Source organism: Nocardia sp. NPDC051756 (genome assembly GCF_040681495.1).
Taxonomy (GTDB): Bacteria; Actinomycetota; Actinomycetes; order Mycobacteriales; family Mycobacteriaceae; genus Nocardia.
In genome coordinates, this window is record NZ_JBFAYV010000008.1 from 83,104 (window position 1) to 100,669 (window position 17,566).

Below are 17,566 nucleotides of genomic sequence, written 5' to 3' on the forward strand. Positions count from 1 at the left end.
GCCGATCCGTTAGATGAAGTTCGTACTGTTCAGCGGACGGCCGCCAATCGTCCGCCGATATATGCGGACTCGAAATCGAGATTTTCGGCCAGATACTGGAACTTGACACAGCGCTGTGTCAGGATTCGTTCATGTCCACCGTCCTCCGCCCGTTCCGCGGGGTCAGCGCCGAACAGCGGCTGGCCCAGCGGCGCGCCGACCTGCTCGATGCGGGCCTCGACGAGATCGCCGAGGTCGGGGTCGCGAAGCTGCGGATGAGTTCGGTCTGCGAGCGGGCGGGCTTGACCCAGCGGTACTTCTACGAGCACTTCCGCAACCGCGACGAGCTGCTGGACGCCCTGCACGAGACGATGATCAGCGACCTGATCACCCGCACCGTCGCGGCCGTCGAGGCGGAGCCGCTGGATCTGAAGGTGCGGGCCCGGGTGGCCGTCACGACCTTCCTGGATTTCTTCACCGAGGAACCGCGCCGCGCTCGCCTCTATACCGAAGGCGCTACCTTGCCCGCCCTCGCGACCCGCAAAGCCGAGGGCATCCGCCGCTATGCCGAACAGGCGGCGCGTCAGGTCTGCGCCGTCTACGGGGAGACCGACGCCAAGACCCAAGCCCGCATCGCCCTCGCCGCGTTGGTGGTGGTGAACGGCAACGCCGTGGTCACCCTCGCCTGGCACAACGGCGAAATCGACACGCCCAGAGACGAATACATCGATCTGCTCGCCCAGATCTTCGTCGACGCCCTGGTCGGCGTCCATCAGCACTGACCCGACCCCTCGAGCCAGGAGATACCTATGCCCACCTTCGCGTCCGCCGCACCGACCCTATGCGCGGCCTTCCAAGCCACCGTCGCCCGCAACCCGGACAAGGTCGCGGTGCGCACCCTCGGCAACCGGATCACGCTGACCTACCGCGAGTGGGACGAGCAAGTCCGTTCGCTGGCCGCCGGATTCGCCGCCCTCGGGGTCGGGCACGGCGATCGGGTCGCGTTGCTGATGACCAACCGGCCGGAGTTCTATCCGATCGACGTCGCCCTGCAACACCTCGGCGCGACCCCGTTCTCGGTCTACAACACCTCCTCCCCCGAGCAGCTGAACTACCTGCTCACCGACTCGGCCGCGACCGTCGTCGTCTGCGAAAAGCAGTACGCCGCCACCGTTTTCGCGAGCCAGGACGGCGCCCGCGCCGAGCACGTGGTGTGCATCGACGGCGCACCGGAGGGCACGATCACCCTGGACGCGGTCAAGGCCCGCGGGCTCGACGGCTTCGACTTCGACTCCGCTTGGCGCGCAGTGCAACCCGACGACGCGCTCACCCTCATCTACACCTCCGGCACCACCGGCAGCCCGAAGGGCGTGCAGCTCACCCACGCCAACATGATGGCCATGGTCGACGGCACCGAGCGACTGGCCGGCGCCACCCCGGACGAGCGGATGGTCTCCTTCCTGCCCTCGGCGCACGTGGCCGACCGCTGGTCGGGGCTCTACATCCTGGAGGTGCTCGGCAACCAGCTGACCACCGTCGCCGACCGCGCCGAGTTCGCCGCGACCCTGGCCGACGCCCGCCCGACCGTGTTCGGCGCGGTCCCGCAGGTCTGGCAGAAGCTCAAGGGCGGCATCGAGGCCAAGGTCGCCGAGGCGACGGGAGTCAAAGCGGCACTGGCGAAGTGGGCGTTGAACGTGGGCCGGACCGCGTCCGACGCGCGCCTCGACGGCAGGCCGGTCCCGGCGATCCTCGCCCTTCAGGAACGCCTGGCCGACGCGCTCGTCCTGTCGAAGCTGCGCGCCGCGGTCGGCCTGGCCGACGTGCGCCTCGCCCTCTCCGGCGCCGCCCCCATCGCCTCGGACGTGCTGCGTTTCTTCAACGGCGTCGGCATCGCCGCCTCCGACGCGTGGGGCATGTCGGAGCTGTCCGGCATGGCCACGATGAGCCCGCCCGGGCAGGTGCGCCTCGGCACCGTCGGAAAGATCGTGCCCGGCAACGAGATCCGGATCGCCGAGGACGGCGAGGTGCTGGTGCGCGGCCCGATCGTGATGAAGGGCTACCTGAACAAGCCCGAGCAGACCGCCGAGGCGATCGACGCCGACGGCTGGGTGCACAGCGGCGATATCGGCGCCCTCGACGCGGACGGCTTCCTGAAGATCGTCGACCGCAAGAAGGAACTCATCATCAACGCGGGCGGAAAGAACATGTCGCCCAGCAATATCGAGAACTGGATCAAGGCGTTCGCACCGATGATCGGCCAGGCCGTGGCGATCGGCGACAACCGCAAATACAACGTCGCGCTCATCGCGCTCGACCCCGACGCGGCCGCCGCCTACGCGGACAAGGCCGGAGTCGCGCTCGACGCCGCCGTGCTCGCCAAGGATCCCGGCATCCAGCAGATCGTGGCCGACGCTGTCGCCCAGGCGAATTCGAAGCTGTCCCGGGTCGAGCAGATCAAGAAGTTCACCATCGTGCCGGACTTCTGGCAGCCGGGCAGCGAGGTGCTGACCCCGACCATGAAGCTGCGCCGCAAACCGATCAATGCGCGCTACGCCGCCGACATCGACGACCTCTATTCCTGAACCGTGCCGCCGGCCACATCGTGGCTACTCGTATGCTCTGTGCGCAGTCGCGACGAGGGAGATGGAGGATCCATGGCGGATCGGGAAGTACTGACCTGGGATTTGTTCGGTTCGGCGAGCCGGGAGTTGGCGACCACGATCGCGGACGACGGGTTCGAGCCCGACCTGATCCTGTCCATCGCCCGCGGCGGGTTGTTCGTGGCCGGCGCGCTCGGCTACGCGCTGGACGTGAAGAACCTGCACGTGATGAACGTCGAGTTCTACACCGGCATCGACCAGCGCCTGGACCTGCCGGTCATGTTGCCGCCGGTGCCGCAGGCGGTCGACCTGGCCGGGGCGACCGTGCTGGTCGCCGACGACGTGGCCGACACCGGCGCCACGCTCAAGCTGGTACGCGACTTCTGCGAAGACCACGTGGCCGAGGTCCGCTGTGCGGTGATCTATCAGAAGCCGCGTTCGGAGGTCGACTGCGAATACGTGTGGAAGCACACCGATCGCTGGATCAACTTCCCGTGGTCCACCGAGCCGCCGGTGGTGCAGCGGCAGGTCAAGGTGCTCGACGCGTAAGCGCGCTCAGTGTTCCTTGCGCGCGCAGGAGACCGCGTCGAGGCGCTCGCCGAGCGCGTTCACCTGGTCGCGCAGGGCGATGAGATCGTCGAGCGGGTAGCCGACCGAGGCCATCACCGACTCGATCATCTCCTTCGCCTGGCGCTGCAAGGCGAGACCCGCTTCGGTCGCGCGCAGTTCGACCGAGCGGCGGTCGTGCGCGCTGCGCACGCTCTCCACGAAGCCGTGCGACTGTAGTCGCTGGATCAACGGCGAGACGGTGCCGTAGTCCAGGCGCAGTTGTTCGCCGAGCTCCTTCATCGTCATCCCGGGCCGTTCCCACAGCGCCAGCAGGGCCAGGTATTGCGGGTAGGTGATCTCCATCGCCTCGAGGAACGGCCGGTAGGCGGCGGTCATCGAGCGCGAGGTGGAGTACAGGGCGAAACACAGCTGGTTCGCCAGCGACAGCAGGTCGTGATCGGAATCCCCGGCGGTTGCGGTGGTGCCCGGCGCTGCGGCCGGTTCGACACGCACCGCGGAACTGGGATGCGCTACTTCGGGCATTCAATCACCTTACGCCAGCAAGTTTGCCGCTGCTCATGGGCTATTCCGGTGTCTGCGAGACGGTTCGGGCGGCGCTGCCGGGAGGTTGCCCGCCGGACACCGCGGTGCCGGGGGCGAGACTCCCGGCGCCGGCGGCCGTCCTCGCGCGGGCCTTGCGCCTGATCCCAGCGACGCAGCCGTCTGCACGGTCGAAAACCACTGCTGGGCAGCGTTTCTGGGCGGTGCCGTCGAATTAGGATCTTGCTGAGGCAATCAGTGGATCACCCCCTGCTCCTTCTCTACAGTGACGCAGACATCCGATGAATTGGGGGGTTAGTTGCGGTCGCGCTGGTATCGATTCTCGAGCGATCGCTGGAGCACGTTCGGCCTCGTAGTAGTCGTGTTCTTCGTCGTGGTCGCCGCTTTCGCGCCGCTGATCAACGGTCTGCTCGACATAGATCCGTACACCTTCCACGCCGAGACCCTCGACGCGCAGAGCGTCCCGTCCGGCAGTTTCGGCGGCGCGAGCACCGCGCACCCGCTGGGGGTCGAGCCGCTGACCGGTCGAGATCTGTTGGCGGTCATTGTCGCCGGCACCCGGACCTCGCTGTTCATCGCGCTCGGCGCGCTGGCGATATCCACGACGCTCGGCCTCGTGATCGGCGTGACCGCCGGATTCATCGGCGGCTGGGTGGATCGGATCCTTTCCGGAGCGATCAATGTGCTCTTCGGATTTCCGTCCCTGCTCTTCATGATCGCACTCAGCGCGGTGCTGCCCGCCACGTTCCCGCGCCCGGTGCTGGTGGTGTTCATCGTGGGCATCTTCGGCTGGCCCGGGATGGCGAGAGTGATTCGAGCGCAGGCGTTGTCGCTGCGCAACCGGAACTTCGTCCGGGCCGCGCTGGTGATCGGCGTTTCGCCGCTGCATGCGCTGGTCCGCGAGGTGCTGCCGAATTTGCGCGCGCTGGTCGTGGTTTTCGCCACCACGAGCATGCCGGGACTCATCGCGACCGAGGCGTCGCTGTCCTTTCTCGGGGTGGGTGTGCCCGCGCCGACACCGTCGTGGGGCAGGTCGATCGGCGACGCGGTGGCGTGGGTGCAAACCGATCCGTGGTTCCTGATCTTTCCCGGCATCGCGTTGGTCCTGCTCACCTTGGGGTTCAACCTCGTGGGTGACGGTCTACGGAATGCGTTCAACGCGGGATGAGGTGGACAATCGTGCGCCGTCGGCTGTCGTCGTCGGCAGTGAAGCTGCTGGTCGCGCTCGGCGTGCTGCTCATCGTCGCCTTCCTGACCTATGCCGTGTTCTACCTGCTGCCCGCCGATCCGGCGCAGCTCGCGTGCGGAAAGCCGTGCACGCCGGACAATCTGCTCAAGGCGCAGCTGTACATGGGCCTCGACCATCCGTGGTATCAGCAGTTCTTCGACTTCATCGCCGGTGTCGCGGTCGGGCGTAGCTACGGCTCGGGGTTGGCGACGATCCAGTGCGCCGCACCGTGTTTCGGCTATTCCTTCCAGCAGAACGAGTCGGTGGCCACGCTGATCTTCGAGCGCTTCCCGATCACCTTGTCCATCGCCATCGGCGCCGGGGTGTTGTGGCTGATCCTCGGTGTCGGTGCCGGATTGGTCGCGGCACGGCGACCGGGCAGGCCGGCCGATCGGGCCGTCACCTCGTTGGCCGCACTCGGACTGTCGACCCCGACGTATCTGCTCGGCCTCCTCGCGGTGCTGCTGTTCGGGTTCACGCTCAACGTCATTCCGGTGAGCGGCTATGTGCCGCTGAGCGGCGGCGTCGTCCAGTGGGCCTGGCACCTGGTCGCGCCGTGGGTCGTGCTCGCCCTGGTGAACGCGGCCATGTACGCCCGCATTTCGCGCAATCAGCTGATCGAGATCTTCCGCGAGGACTTCATCCGCACGGCGCGGGCCAACGGCCTGGCTGAACGGCGCATCGTCTTCGCGCATGCGGTGCGCAACATTCTCGCGCCGATTCTGACGTTGTTCGCGGTCGACCTCGGCGCGCTGCTCGGCGGGGCGGTGATCACCGAACAGGTCTTCGGCATGCCCGGCCTCGGCCGGCTGCTCATCGACGCGGTGCACACCGTCGATCTCCCGGTCATCGTCGGGGTCACCATCTTCTCCGCCGCGATCGTTCTGGTCGCCAATTTCCTCATAGACGCGGTTCTCGGACTGCTCGATCCCAGGGTGAAGTGATGAAGAAACAAGCCAAGTCGGCGCTCGCCGCCGCCGCGCTCGCGGTGGCGTTGTCGGTGACGTCCTGCAATGCCAACCCGACCGAGGGCGCCCGGGACTCCGCCCAGTCCGTCCCGCCGCAGAAGGGCGGGACGCTGCGGATCCTGTCGTCGAACACCGACTTCAACTTCGATCCGGCCAAGTCGACGAACCTGGCGATCACCTCGCTCAGTTTCATCGCGCGCCGGCTCACCACCTGGCAGGCCGAACCGGGCAAGGAGATGACGCCGATCCCGGATCTCGCCACCGATACCGGAACCACCACCGACGGCGGGCGCACCTGGAAGTACACGCTCAAGGACGACCTGAAATTCCAGGACGGTTCGCCGATCACCTCGGCGGATATCAAGTACGGCCTGGAACGCTCGTTCGCGCCGCTGCTCTCGGGTGGCTTCACCTACCACCGCACGCTGCTCCAAGGCGGCGAGGCGTATGACGGCCCGTACAACGGCAAGTCGCTCGACTCGATCGAGACGCCCGATGCGAAAACGGTAATCTTCCACCTCAACAAGCCGTTCGGCGACTTCCCCTGGATCGCCTCGCAACCCGCGTTCACGCCGGTGCCCAAGGCGAAGGACAACCCGGCGACGTACTTCCAGTCGCCCGTCGCGTCGGGGCCCTACCAGGTCGAGAAGTTCGACAAGGCCTCTGAGGTTGTCCTGGTGCGCAATCCGAACTGGGATCCGAAGACCGACACCGCGCGCACGGCCGGTCCCGATCGGGTGATTTTCCAGCTCGGAATGCAGCAGACGACGATCAGCCAGGAATTGATCGCCGACACCGGTCCCGCCAAAGCGGCGTTCTCCGCCTCGTTCGTGCCCGCCTCACAGTTGCCGCTGGTTCGGTCGAACCCGTCGGCGAAGAACCGGATCGCCGAGGCCGGCGGCGGATCGCTGTACCAGCTGCAACTCAACGTCAGCAAGTCGCCGCTCAATGATCCGAAGGTCCGGCAGGCCATCGTCTACGCGACGGACAAGCAGGCGTTTCGCACCTCGCTCGGCGGTGAGTCCCGCGGCGACTACGCGACCACCAACATTCCGCCGGCGATCCCGGGTTACCAGAAGTTCGACGCCTTCCCGACTCAGCCGACCGGTGACGTGGAGAAGGCGAAGCAACTCCTCACCGAATCGGGCCACCCCAACGGTATCGACCTGGTGCTGGTGACCAAGAACGACGCGACCAACTCGGCCGGCGGCCAGGCCATCGAGGCCGGAATGCGCCGCGCGGGCATCCGGGTCACCATCCAGGCCCTCGACAACGCCAGCTATGACGACATCACCCAGCACAAGGACGGCTCCGGCTACGACCTGGCGCTGGCCAGCTGGCAGGCCGACTTCCCGAGCGCGGCGTCGATGTTGCAGCCCAGCTTCGGCACCTCGGAGATCGGCAACGGCGGCTTCAACATCTCGCGCTACAGCAATCCGCGGGTGGACGACCTGATCGCCAGGGCGACCGCGGAAGTCGACCCGAAGCGGGCCGGTGAGCTGTGGCTCGAGGTCGACCGGATCGTCACCGGCGATGCCGCGAACGTGCCCCTGGTCAACTCGGTGAACACGTTCATCTACGGCAGTGACGTCCGCAACTTCTATGTGCCGCCGTTCCCCGCCTACCCGGTGTACTTCAAAGTCTCACTCGCGCAATGACAACACCGCCGGTCCTGGCCGTCCACGAGCTCGGCATCGCGATCAATGACCAGACCATCGTCAGTGGCCTCGGTTTCGCGATCGAGCGCGGCAAAACCCTTGCGCTGGTGGGTGAATCCGGTTCCGGCAAGTCGCTCACCGCGCTGTCGATGCTCGGCTTGCTGCCGCCGGGGTCGGCCACGACCGGCGCCGTGACCCTGTCGGGCAAGAGCTTGTTCGGGATGAAACCCGAGGCTCTCCGGCAGGTGCGTAGGAGCGAGATCGGGGTCGTCTTCCAGGACCCGGCGGCCGCGTTCGACCCGGTCTACCGGATCGGGCAGCAACTGCGCGAGGTGATCCGCACCGACCGCAAATACGCCAAGCAGCAGGCCGATTCACTGGTGCTGGAGCTGTTCGAGCGGGTCAAGATCAACGATCCGGAGCGGGTGGCGGCCAGCTACCCGCACGAGATCTCCGGTGGGCAGTTGCAGCGCGCGATGATCGCGATGGCGATCTCCCGCGCGCCCCAACTGATCATCGCCGACGAACCGACCACCGCCCTCGATGCGAATGTGCAGGCCGAGGTGCTCCAGCTCTTTCGAGAGTTGCAGCAGGACAACGACATCGCCATTCTGTTGATCACCCACGATATGGGCGTGGTCGCCGACCTCGCCGATGATGTCGTTGTGCTACGCAACGGCAGCCCGGTCGAGGCGGGGCCGGTGCGGCAAGTACTCCTGGCGCCGCGGCAGGACTATACGAAAACACTGCTCGCGGCGGTGTTGCAGCTCGAGCCGCCGGTGTCGAGTTCGGTTGTCGAAGCGGCGAAGCCGGTCATCGAAGTCGAGAACCTGACCGTCGACTACCGCAAGGCGGGTGCCAAGTTCACCGCCTTGCAGGAGGCGAATCTCGTTGTCCGCGAGCATCAAATCGTGGCACTCGTCGGTGAATCCGGGGCCGGGAAATCGACGCTGGGTCGCGCATTGTGCGGGCTGGTCACCCCCGCCGCGGGCCGGGTCACGCTGAACGGTGAGCCGATCGCGGTGCAGCGCAAGCGAAGTCGCCGCGCGCTCGGCAAACAGCTCGGCGTGGTGTTCCAGGACCCGATGTCCTCGTTGAATCCGCAGCACACGGTGCTGCAATCGATCGAGCTGCCGCTGCGCGTACACACCGCGCTCGACGCCGGGCAACGAAGCGAACGAGTCGCCGAACTCCTCGACGAGGTATCGCTCGACCCCGACTTGATCACGCGCTACCCGCGCCAGCTCTCCGGTGGCCAGCGCCAGCGCGTGGCCATCGCCCGCGCGCTGGCCGTGCAACCCGATGTCCTCGTGCTGGACGAGCCGACGAGCGCGCTGGACGCGGCCGTGCAGGCGTCGGTCCTGGCGCTGATCCGGCGGCTTCAGTCCAAGCTCGGATTCGCGGCGGTGTTCATCACCCACGATTTCGCCATCGTCCAGCAACTCGCCGACCACGTCGTCGTGCTGCGCGACGGCGCCATCGTCGAACAAGGTCCCACCGCCCAGGTGCTGACCGCAGCCCGATCGCCCTACACCCGGCGCCTGCTGCTCGCCGTGCCGGTTGCCGAACCCGCGGTTCAGCAGCGCCGGCGCGAGCTGTGGGCACAGACGCAACCCGGTCTGCTGGTCAACTCGCTCGATTGATGATTTGCTGTGAGTTGTCTGTAGTCGCTTTCCCGGACTGAGCAGGAAGGGACCCGATGAGCACACAACTTTCCGAAGCCGCAGCGATCTCGCCCTCGTCGGCGCGAGTCCGGGCGATGCCCGCGGTCAGCCGCGACAGCGAGGCAGGTCGCGCGGCACGCGCACGAGCGCCGAGGCGTTCGGCGGGCGAATGGGATCCGAGCGGTCGTTCGATGTCGGCGCTGGGCCGGTTGCAAGCCCAGGAAGCGGTGCGGGACACCGAGTTGCTTCCGTTGCGCTACGCCAGGATGGCGTCCTCGGCGTGGGCGTATCTGCGCGGGGCGGCGGCGGTGATGGCCGCGGACCTGGCCGCTCGCGAGCATTCCGGCCTGACCGTGCAGATGTGCGGGGACGCGCACATCCTCAACTTCGGTTTGTGGGCCTCGCCCGAGCGGCAATTGCTGTTCGACGCGCGCGACTTCGACGAGACCCTGCCCGGGCCGTTCGAGTGGGACCTCAAACGGCTCTGCACGAGCGTGTACGTGCTCGCCGCCACCGAGGGAATCGCGGCTGCGACCGCGGACGCGGCCGCAGCGGCCGCTATCGACGGCTATCGCACGGCCATGGGCCGCTACGCGCACATGGGTGAGCTGGAGGTGTGGTACGACCGGATCACCGCGGATGTGCCGTTGCGGAACCTCACCTCACAGTTCGCCAAGGACGCCAAGCGGACGATCGGCAAGCAGAGCAAGAAGCGCTCGCAGGAGGGGACGGCCCGCCAACTGGTCACCGTCGAGAACGGGCAGCGCCGCATTGCCGAGGATCCGATCAAACGCCGCCACGTCGCCCTCACCGATCTGGATGAGGTCAGGGTGTACGAGCAGATCTTCGACACCTACCTGGCCTCGATCCCACCGCACCTGATCCGGCTCGTCGGGCGCTTCTCCCGATTGGACACGGTTCAGCAGGTGGTCGGGGTCGGGAGCGTCGGGATGCGGGTCTACCTGCATCTCATGGAGGGCGACAGCGGCGAGCTGGTCTTCTTCCAGATGAAACAGGCGACCGCCTCGGTCTACGAGGAGTTCCTCGGCCCGAGCGTCTTCGGCAACCACGGCGAGCGGGTCTGCGTCGGTCAGCGGTTGATGCAATCCGCGAGCGACATCTTTCTCGGTTCGGTGCGGGTGAACGAGATCGATTACTACGCCAGGCAATTCCGCGACATGAAGATCATTCCCAGCGGCAGTCAGATCGCCGGCTACCTACCGCAATTCGCCGAGACCTGCGGTTCGGCGCTGGCCAAATCACACGCCCGCAGCGGCGAACCCGAGGCGATCGAGGCGTATATCGGCAAAGGCGCGGCGTTCGCCACCGGGATTCTCGATTTCGCCCGCGGGTACGCCGCTCAGACGCACACCGATCACGCCGCGCTGGTAGCGGCGATCGAGTCGGGCGAGGTGAAGGCCGCGGACCAGGGCTGGTGAGTCAGTCTCTGCCCTGCCAACCGGCCGGGTCGACACCGCCGGGGATCGGTCCGGCGGGCTCGTAGGGTGCGCGGGTGAATACGTAGCTCACCAGTTCCAGACGCGTGGCCGTGCCGTCCGGGCCGGGCACGAACTCCATGCGTTCGCCGGCGTAGTAACCGTCGAGTCCGGTCCAGGAGCCGTCCGGCTCGGGGCGGAATCGGGACTGCCGGCCGCCGTGTGCGAGAGCTTTCAGTTGGAGCAGGCCGTCGGCGCGCAGGTGCAGGGCGATCGACGCGGTGCCCCAGTACCAAGTTCCGGTGAGCGCCAACAGGTTCGGGTCCACGGCGGGTGCGGGCAGCCATTCCTCGGGCAACGCGGGCTCGTGCTCGGCCAGGATGTCCAGCAGCGCGAGGTCCAGCTTGCCCCGGATGCCGCCGTAGGTGGTGTTGGACAGGAACAGCACGCCGGTGCGATCTTTGGGGTCGGCCCAGACGTTGGCGATGAAGCCGGGCATGGCTCCGCTGTGACCGGCCAACCGGCGGCCCTGGTGGCGGCGCAACTGGAAGCCGAGCCCGTACCCCATGCTCCACTCGTCGCCGTCGTCGACCGTGGCGGGATCACGCATCTCCGCCAGGGTGTCGGCCCCGAGCACATCGCCGGTGTCGCCGCCGACGAACGCCGCCCAGCGGGCGAGGTCCTGCACGGTGGACCAGAGTTGGCCGGCCGCGCCCATCGCGCCGTGGTCGTGCGCGGGCTCCGCGAGCACCACGTCGGCCCAGGGATGCACCGCGCAACCGGTGGCGTGCGGTGCCGCGGGCGACACCGTGGTGCGCGTCATGCCCAGCGGGACAAGCACTTCGGCGTGCAGCGCGGTGAACCAGCTGTGCCCGCGCAGCCGGGCGACCAACTCGCCGAGCGCGGCGAAGCCGACGTTGGAATAGTGGAACCGACGCCCCGCCCGGTGCACCAGTGCCCGGCTACCCGCATCGCTGTCCAAGCTGTCGGCGAGCTCGGCCCAATCGCCACCCTCGGTGCGCTCCCACCATTCGCCGGGTGACTCCGCGCGCAGGCCTGCGGTGTGTGAGAGCAGCTGGGCAACCGTCCGGTCCCCCAGCGGCGCGCCGGGCACATGCTTGGCCACCGGGTCGGCCAGGTCGAGTTTGCCCTCGTCGCGCAGCCGCAGCACCACGGTGGCCACCATCGACTTGGTGATCGACCCGATGCGGTACTGCGTATCCGTGGTCGGCTGGACCCCGTCGACCCGGCCCCTGGCACCGGACCACACGAGCTGACCGTCGCGCACCACGGCCGCGATCAGCGACGGCACGCGATATTCCGCCTGCTCGACGGCGACCCGGTGCAACAACGCCCGCTCGGTCGACGGCAACAGCATTCTGCGACTTCCCTTCACTCACCCGGCAACTCGGACCCGGCGCCCTGGAGCCCCGCGTATCGCCCTCAGGGTATCGCCGGGTCCGGAACGCCCGAACGGACCGGCCGCCTCCGCCGTCACTCGACGGCGGAGGCGGCAGACCGGCTATCGATGGCGGGTGATCACCACAGGCTTGATGTCGGTGGGGACATCGGCGAAGGCGGAGACCGGGATCCCGAAGGACGCGGCGAGGACCTCCCGCGGCAGGGAGTTGAGGGTACCGACGATGCCGATGTCGTCGTTGGGTTCGCCCGCGCTGGTGTTGAACATGACGAGAACGTCCAAAGGCGTATCGGCACTGGCATTTTCGAAGTAGTGGAAGTATCCCTGCGGGGCGAAGACCAGGTCGCCCTGGCCGGCTTCGAACACGTCGTTGTGGTAGGTCCCGTCCGGATGCGTCCCCAGAATCGACCACTTCGCCCGGCCCGAGATGATGAAATTCAGCTCCCAGGCCGAGGGATGCCAGTGTGGCTCACGGATGCCGCCGCCGTCGAGATGGACGAAGTACACGGACCCCTTCTGCCCCTTCAGCACCGGGAAATTGTCTTCGTTGGCGCCTTGCAGGTAACCGCCGTCGTGATTGGCCCGGTCCGACGCCGTCAGTTTGAACAAATGTGGCGCGTTGTTGAGATTGCTGTCGACCGCGCCCTCGTTCCCGAGCCCGTCCGGCGCGGCGGGGCTCGCCGCCGCTGCCCCGACCAGGCCGCCGCCCAGCGCCGCCGCCCCCACCGCGACCACACCGGTGCCGATCAGCGCCCGGCGGCCGATCGCACCATTGTCGTTGTCCTGCTTCACATTAACGTCGTCAGACATGTCGCCATCTCTCCCGAAGCATCAGAAACACACGGATTTAGTTAGCACCTCTAAAGTTCAAGCTAACCCCGTCACGCATACCCAGCCAGGTGACACCCGCCACAGTCGCACGAACCGCCACCAACTGGCGTAATTTCTCGCAAACCCTTTGAGCGTCAGTCACTCCCGCAAACTTCGGGCACCCACCCATGGCAGTCATCCGCCTCGGCTGCACGCCCCGGATGCCGTCGCGCCGAGTCCGCGGCGCCGCGACGTGACCGGAATCATCGAATCCATCAGTCCGAATCCGTATCGGTACCAGCAGTTTTCGATCGAGTGAGCTTGGTAAGCAGCCGCCTCAGTTGACGCTGCTCCGCCAGGCTGAGGCCGGCGACGGACGACCGGGTGAGCATGGCCGTGCCGAGTTGCCGCCGGACGTCGCGGCCAGTCTCGGTCAGTGTCACGATCTTGGCCCGCCGGTTCGCCGGATCGACCTCGCGGGTGATCAGCCCCTTCTCCTGGAGGCGGTCGGCGAGGAAGGTCACCGTGGACGGATCGCAGCCCAGGGCGGCGGCGAGCTGCCGCATCGACGGGGTCGCGGTCGGCTCGATCTGCCACAGGGTCTTGGCCATGACAGCGGTCAGCCCGAGGTCGCCGACGGTCTCGGCGAGCAGCGAATTGATCTGCTCGGCCGCGGTGAAAACCAGGTCCAGCACGTCGTAGACCAGCGATTCCTCGATGCTGCCGCGCTCAACCATAACCACACGATACTTGGGCGCTCAAATACTTGACAACTCCAAGTATTAACATGCCAGACTGTCGACACTTGGATGCTCCAAGTGTTTGGTTCAGGAGATTTCGGATGACCACGGGTACGAGCAAGCAACTGTCCGACAGCGTCGATTCCGGCGCCGACCCCTCGTCGAACACCGGGCGACCGCCCGACCGACTGCGTTATCTGTGGCTCGGCGGCGGTGCGGTCCTATCGCTGTTCGCGGTCAACGGCCGTTGGGATATCCCGTTGGCGGCATGGCTGTTTTCCATTCTGCTGCTGCGTTTTTCGCGAACCAGCCGCGTGGTCACCGGGGTCGGCGCGGTCTGGCTGGCCGGGGTGGTCGCCGCGATGTTCTTTCTGTGGCACGTGGCCGTTCCGCTGACGGGGATGACCGTGCTGGGCGGCGTTGCCTTCGGCACTGTGCTCACCCTCCCCTACCTGGTGGACCGCCTGCTCGCGCCCCGATCGGGCACGGCCGCGAGCCTGCTGTTGTTTCCGATGGCGTTGGCGGCGTGTGAGTTCCTGTTGGGGGTGTTCGGTCCGTTCGGCACCGCCTACGGCCTGCTCGCCGATACGCAGTACACCAATCCCGCCCTGCTGCAAGTGCTCTCGTTGTTCGGCCCGTACTCGGTCGGGTTCCTCATCGGTGGCCTCGCCACGGTCGTCAACCACCTGTGGGAGCGTCCGTTGTCCTGGCGCAGCGCTCGCGTGCTCGGCGTCTATGCTGCCGTGCTCGGCGTCGTAATCGTCGGCGGCAGCGCACGATTGGCGTTCTTCCCGGTAGCGACCGCGCAAACCGTCCGCATCGCCGGTATCAATCCGAGCATGGCGGCGATGGATGCGCAGATGCGGGCGCTGGGACAGCCCGGACTCGACATGATGGCCATACCGCGGTTCGACCCGGCCACGGTGCCGCAAGAATCGAAGGCGGTCATCGACGGCCTGTTCGACGACACCCGGCGGGCCGCGCGCGCAGGCGCGAAAATCGTTCTGTGGTCGGAGAATGCGGCCATGATCTCGGTGCCGCAAGAACCGGCTTTCCTGGCGGCCGCGCAGACCCTGGCCCGGCAGGAGCAGATCTACCTGAACGTTGCCGTCCACGTCTACCTGCCGACCGCACCCTACGGCCGCGACGAGACCCATTTCCTCGCCCCCGACGGCGCGATCCTGTGGACCTACCAGAAAGCTCACCCGATTCCGGGCCTGGAGACCTACACCCCCGGCGACGGAAAGGTCCCCGTGGTGGACACGCCTTACGGCCGAATCGCGAACGTAATCTGTTACGACGCAGACTTTCCCGACATGATGGACATCGACGCCGACATCGTGCTGGTGCCGGGCGGCGACTGGCCGCAGTTCGGCCGCCTGCACACCCAGATGTCGAGTCTGCGCGCGATCGAGAACGGCTACGCACTGGTCCGGCAGGACTTCAACGGCTGGTCGGCCGCCTTCGACTATCACGGTCAACCCATCGCCACCCAGGACACCACCGTCGATCGAGACCCGTGGATCGTGGACGTACCGATCCACGGCACCACGACGCTCTACCGGCTTGTCGGCGATATCTTCGCTTGGCTATGTCTGGCAGGCACTTTCGTCGTCGCCGCGATCGGCGTCAGGACGCGGCGCAGGCAGCATCCGCCGAGCGATCAGGGGGTCCAAGGGTCCGAGTAGGCGCGGTAGGTGCCGAACGGGAGGGTCGCGTCGTAGACCAGTTCGCCGGTCGGGGAAAATTCGGAGATGCGCGGCACCACGCCCCAGCTGACCACTGTGTTCCCGTTCGGCAGGCCCTGCGCGTTGCCCATCGCGACCGTCACCAGCCCGCTGGGATGAGTTTGGTTGCGTAGCAAGGTCGCTCGCCGGTGCTCGAGATCGAGATGGATCCACTGCACACTGGACGGGCCGAGCGTGCTCGGCCCGCTGGAGTTGTTGTTGAACAACCGCAGCGTTGCCGGATCACTGAATTCGGCGTCGTGCTGGAAGGCGAACTGGACCCCGGGCCCGAGTTCGAGGGTGGAGTTCTTACCACCGAGCTGCCAGTTGATCGCACCGGTGTGCGCATCGATGCCGTAGACGGCAGAGGTGTTCCGCATAGAGACGACCAGATCGCCCGCCGGGTCCAGCGCGATCGAATTCATATGGTATGGGTCGTAACTGGTGTTGCCGGGAATCAGACCCGGAGCCTCGGTATCGGTCAGTGGGATGTGCGCCGCGGCGCTCCACTGGAACAGCACCTCGTTCGTCGCGACGTCGACCACCGAGGCGATGCAGTCGAACATCGTGCCGTCCTTCGGACCACCGATCGCGGTGAGGTCGGCGGCGACCTCCCGGTACGCGGTGATCAGGGCACGACCGTCCGGGGTGAGCCGGAATTCGTGGACATCGGAGCTCAGACCCGCACCGGGAGTGACGGTGGCGATGATCCGGTACTGGTCGTCGGCGAGGTAATCGACGCCGGAACCGTGCCCACCGACGGTGCTGCCCTGCCACCAGGTCAATACCGGTTTGCCCTGATAGGTCTGGGTGCGGAAATTCGCCACCCCCTGACCGGGAGGCGGTGTGTAGCGCCAGATCTCGCGGCCGGATCGATCCGCGATCACGTTGGCGGGCGCACCACCGGGCAACCCGGACAACACCGCCCCGACCTCGGGCACCAGCGCCGCCGCGCTGACACCGGCGGTGTAGAAGATGTACGCCGGGGCGTTGCCCGATCGATCCACCTCGACCATATACGCGGGCGTCCCGATCGGCGGAGTCGGTAGAAACGGCACGGCCGACGCTGCGGGCATCGCCGAACCGACGGACAGCGAAACGGCGGCCACCGTAACCAGGGCGATGCGGGCCGGCCCCAAAAGACTCAACTCCTTGGCGATCCTGTACGAGCGATCAGCTTCTGCGGGCCGTCCTGCCGCGATCGGCAAATATCCCGTGAACGTCGTACTCTACCGTGCGGCGGTGACGACCGCCTCCGTTGCCGCGGGATTGCCCACGGTGATCCGGATGCCGGTGGCGCAGTGCTTCACCTGGATGCCGTCACGGGCGAAAACCGCTCGGAGCCGGTCGAGTTCGGCGGGGGCGCAGCCGGACAGGTAGACGAAGTTCGCGGCGCTGGTATGGACGCGGTAGCCGAGATCGCGCAGGCCGGAGGTGAGCCTGCCGCACTCCTGGGTGATGGTTGCGGTGCGTAGCGCCAGTTCGTCCTCCGCGGCATAGCAGGCGCGGACGCCGGCCTCGGCCAGGGCGGTCATCCCGAAAGGCAACTGCCAGCGGCGGATTCGGGTGACTACCGGGGCGGAGCCGAAGGCATAGCCGACCCGTAGCGCGGCCAGCCCGTAGGCCTTGGAGAAGGTGCGCATCACCACCAGATTGGGGTGTCGCTCGACCAGCGCGGCGGTGTCCACGCGGTCGCCGGGTGGCACGAAATCGATGTACGCCTCGTCGAAGACCACGGTGACCGACGGGTCGGTGCGTTCGAGGAACTCGGCGAACGCACTGTGCTCGATGCAGGTTCCGGTGGGGTTGTGCGGGCTGCACAGTACGACCACCGCGGTCCGACTGTCGATGGCGGACGACATCGCCGCCAGATCCTGATGCCCGTCCGGCGTCAAGGGCACCTCCACGACCCGGCCGCCGACCGTTTCGGTCAGCAGCGGGTAACCGTCGAAGGTCGGCGTCGCCATCACCACCCCGGCGCCGGGCGTGACGAACTCTTGCAGGATATGCATGATCACGCCGGTCGCGCCCGCGCCGACCACGACACGATCCGGCGGGTAGCCGAGCCGTTCCGCGATCAGCCCGGGCAGCCTGCGCGGCAGGAACTCCGGATAGCGGTTCGCGGCGACCAGCGCGCCGGTCATCGCGGCACGCACCGAAGGCAGTGGGCCATAAGGGTTCTCGTTGAGCGCGAGCTGATGACCGAGTTGCACAGTCGGCACGGCC

Annotated in this window: 15 protein-coding genes; 9 read left to right on the forward strand and 6 right to left on the reverse strand. The window is 67.0% G+C overall.

The genetic code is table 11. The features are described 5' to 3' along the window. Positions 1 to 131 precede the first annotated feature (131 nt). From AB0M22_RS33130 to AB0M22_RS33140, 3 genes are all read left to right on the forward strand, one after another. Positions 132 to 761, forward strand: coding sequence for a TetR/AcrR family transcriptional regulator (locus tag AB0M22_RS33130; RefSeq protein WP_364735314.1), 630 nt, complete (start codon positions 132 to 134; stop codon positions 759 to 761). Positions 762 to 788: 27 nt separating this feature from the next. Continuing rightward, a complete protein-coding gene (locus tag AB0M22_RS33135; RefSeq protein ID WP_364735316.1) occupies positions 789 to 2,561 on the forward strand; it encodes a long-chain fatty acid--CoA ligase in 1,773 nt (590 codons plus the stop codon). Positions 2,562 to 2,633: 72 nt separating this feature from the next. Further along, positions 2,634 to 3,128 carry a phosphoribosyltransferase gene (locus tag AB0M22_RS33140; RefSeq protein ID WP_167462628.1) on the forward strand — a complete coding sequence of 165 codons (495 nt, stop codon included), beginning with the start codon at positions 2,634 to 2,636 and terminating at the stop codon, positions 3,126 to 3,128. Between the two features lie 6 nt (positions 3,129 to 3,134). Here AB0M22_RS33140 and AB0M22_RS33145 read toward each other — a convergent pair whose 3' ends face one another. Then, a complete protein-coding gene (locus AB0M22_RS33145; protein WP_364735319.1) occupies positions 3,135 to 3,671 on the reverse strand; it encodes a MarR family transcriptional regulator in 537 nt (178 codons plus the stop codon). A 316-nt stretch (positions 3,672 to 3,987) separates the two neighbouring features. Between AB0M22_RS33145 and AB0M22_RS33150 the strand changes: the two genes are divergently transcribed. From AB0M22_RS33150 to AB0M22_RS33170, 5 genes are read left to right on the forward strand one after another with little or no spacing between them, the layout of a single operon-like run. Next, complete coding sequence (locus AB0M22_RS33150) at positions 3,988 to 4,857, forward strand: ABC transporter permease (protein WP_364735321.1); 870 nt, start codon at positions 3,988 to 3,990, stop codon at positions 4,855 to 4,857. A gap of 11 nt (positions 4,858 to 4,868) precedes the next feature. Then, a complete protein-coding gene (locus tag AB0M22_RS33155) occupies positions 4,869 to 5,861 on the forward strand; it encodes an ABC transporter permease (protein ID WP_364735323.1) in 993 nt (330 codons plus the stop codon). Beyond that, a complete protein-coding gene (locus tag AB0M22_RS33160) occupies positions 5,861 to 7,543 on the forward strand; it encodes an ABC transporter substrate-binding protein (RefSeq protein WP_364735325.1) in 1,683 nt (560 codons plus the stop codon). The genes AB0M22_RS33155 and AB0M22_RS33160 overlap by 1 nt, the downstream gene beginning before the upstream one ends. Continuing rightward, positions 7,540 to 9,186, forward strand: a complete 1,647-nt coding sequence (locus AB0M22_RS33165; RefSeq protein WP_364735327.1) for an ABC transporter ATP-binding protein — start codon at positions 7,540 to 7,542, stop codon at positions 9,184 to 9,186. The genes AB0M22_RS33160 and AB0M22_RS33165 overlap by 4 nt, the downstream gene beginning before the upstream one ends. A gap of 56 nt (positions 9,187 to 9,242) precedes the next feature. Beyond that, positions 9,243 to 10,646, forward strand: a complete 1,404-nt coding sequence (locus tag AB0M22_RS33170; RefSeq protein ID WP_364735329.1) for a DUF2252 family protein — start codon at positions 9,243 to 9,245, stop codon at positions 10,644 to 10,646. A 1-nt stretch (position 10,647) separates the two neighbouring features. Here AB0M22_RS33170 and AB0M22_RS33175 read toward each other — a convergent pair whose 3' ends face one another. The 3 genes from AB0M22_RS33175 to AB0M22_RS33185 all read right to left on the reverse strand — a co-directional run bounded on the left by AB0M22_RS33175 (position 10,648) and on the right by AB0M22_RS33185 (position 13,610). Continuing rightward, positions 10,648 to 12,021 carry a serine hydrolase domain-containing protein gene (locus AB0M22_RS33175; RefSeq protein WP_364735331.1) on the reverse strand — a complete coding sequence of 458 codons (1,374 nt, stop codon included), beginning with the start codon at positions 12,019 to 12,021 and terminating at the stop codon, positions 10,648 to 10,650. A gap of 144 nt (positions 12,022 to 12,165) precedes the next feature. Further along, positions 12,166 to 12,873 (reverse strand): cupin domain-containing protein, encoded by a 708-nt coding sequence (locus tag AB0M22_RS33180; protein ID WP_364735333.1) that lies wholly within the window; start codon positions 12,871 to 12,873, stop codon positions 12,166 to 12,168. Positions 12,874 to 13,148: 275 nt separating this feature from the next. Next, entirely contained in the window at positions 13,149 to 13,610 is a 462-nt protein-coding gene (locus tag AB0M22_RS33185) for a MarR family transcriptional regulator (RefSeq protein ID WP_364735335.1), read from the reverse strand. 104 nt (positions 13,611 to 13,714) lie between these two features. Between AB0M22_RS33185 and AB0M22_RS33190 the strand changes: the two genes are divergently transcribed. Further along, positions 13,715 to 15,301 carry a nitrilase-related carbon-nitrogen hydrolase gene (locus tag AB0M22_RS33190; RefSeq protein WP_364735337.1) on the forward strand — a complete coding sequence of 529 codons (1,587 nt, stop codon included), beginning with the start codon at positions 13,715 to 13,717 and terminating at the stop codon, positions 15,299 to 15,301. On the opposite strand, the gene AB0M22_RS33195 is transcribed toward AB0M22_RS33190, so the two are convergent. After that, positions 15,277 to 16,488 (reverse strand): arylsulfotransferase family protein, encoded by a 1,212-nt coding sequence (locus tag AB0M22_RS33195; protein ID WP_364735339.1) that lies wholly within the window; start codon positions 16,486 to 16,488, stop codon positions 15,277 to 15,279. The genes AB0M22_RS33190 and AB0M22_RS33195 overlap by 25 nt on opposite strands. A gap of 81 nt (positions 16,489 to 16,569) precedes the next feature. After that, positions 16,570 to 17,562 carry an aminotransferase class I/II-fold pyridoxal phosphate-dependent enzyme gene (locus AB0M22_RS33200; protein WP_364735341.1) on the reverse strand — a complete coding sequence of 331 codons (993 nt, stop codon included), beginning with the start codon at positions 17,560 to 17,562 and terminating at the stop codon, positions 16,570 to 16,572. Positions 17,563 to 17,566 lie beyond the last annotated feature (4 nt).

What these genes read in the sequence shown, in the direction of transcription:
- AB0M22_RS33190 (WP_364735337.1), top strand. Translation starts at nt 13,715, where the DNA reads ATGACCACGGGTACGAGCAAGCAACTGTCCGACAGCGTCGATTCCGGC.
- AB0M22_RS33180 (WP_364735333.1), bottom strand. Translation starts at nt 12,873, where the DNA reads ATGTCTGACGACGTTAATGTGAAGCAGGACAACGACAATGGTGCGATC.
- AB0M22_RS33160 (WP_364735325.1), top strand. Translation starts at nt 5,861, where the DNA reads ATGAAGAAACAAGCCAAGTCGGCGCTCGCCGCCGCCGCGCTCGCGGTG.
- AB0M22_RS33165 (WP_364735327.1), top strand. Translation starts at nt 7,540, where the DNA reads ATGACAACACCGCCGGTCCTGGCCGTCCACGAGCTCGGCATCGCGATC.
- AB0M22_RS33135 (WP_364735316.1), top strand. Translation starts at nt 789, where the DNA reads ATGCCCACCTTCGCGTCCGCCGCACCGACCCTATGCGCGGCCTTCCAA.
- AB0M22_RS33140 (WP_167462628.1), top strand. Translation starts at nt 2,634, where the DNA reads ATGGCGGATCGGGAAGTACTGACCTGGGATTTGTTCGGTTCGGCGAGC.
- AB0M22_RS33175 (WP_364735331.1), bottom strand. Translation starts at nt 12,021, where the DNA reads ATGCTGTTGCCGTCGACCGAGCGGGCGTTGTTGCACCGGGTCGCCGTC.
- AB0M22_RS33170 (WP_364735329.1), top strand. Translation starts at nt 9,243, where the DNA reads ATGAGCACACAACTTTCCGAAGCCGCAGCGATCTCGCCCTCGTCGGCG.
- AB0M22_RS33145 (WP_364735319.1), bottom strand. Translation starts at nt 3,671, where the DNA reads ATGCCCGAAGTAGCGCATCCCAGTTCCGCGGTGCGTGTCGAACCGGCC.
- AB0M22_RS33185 (WP_364735335.1), bottom strand. Translation starts at nt 13,610, where the DNA reads ATGGTTGAGCGCGGCAGCATCGAGGAATCGCTGGTCTACGACGTGCTG.
- AB0M22_RS33130 (WP_364735314.1), top strand. Translation starts at nt 132, where the DNA reads ATGTCCACCGTCCTCCGCCCGTTCCGCGGGGTCAGCGCCGAACAGCGG.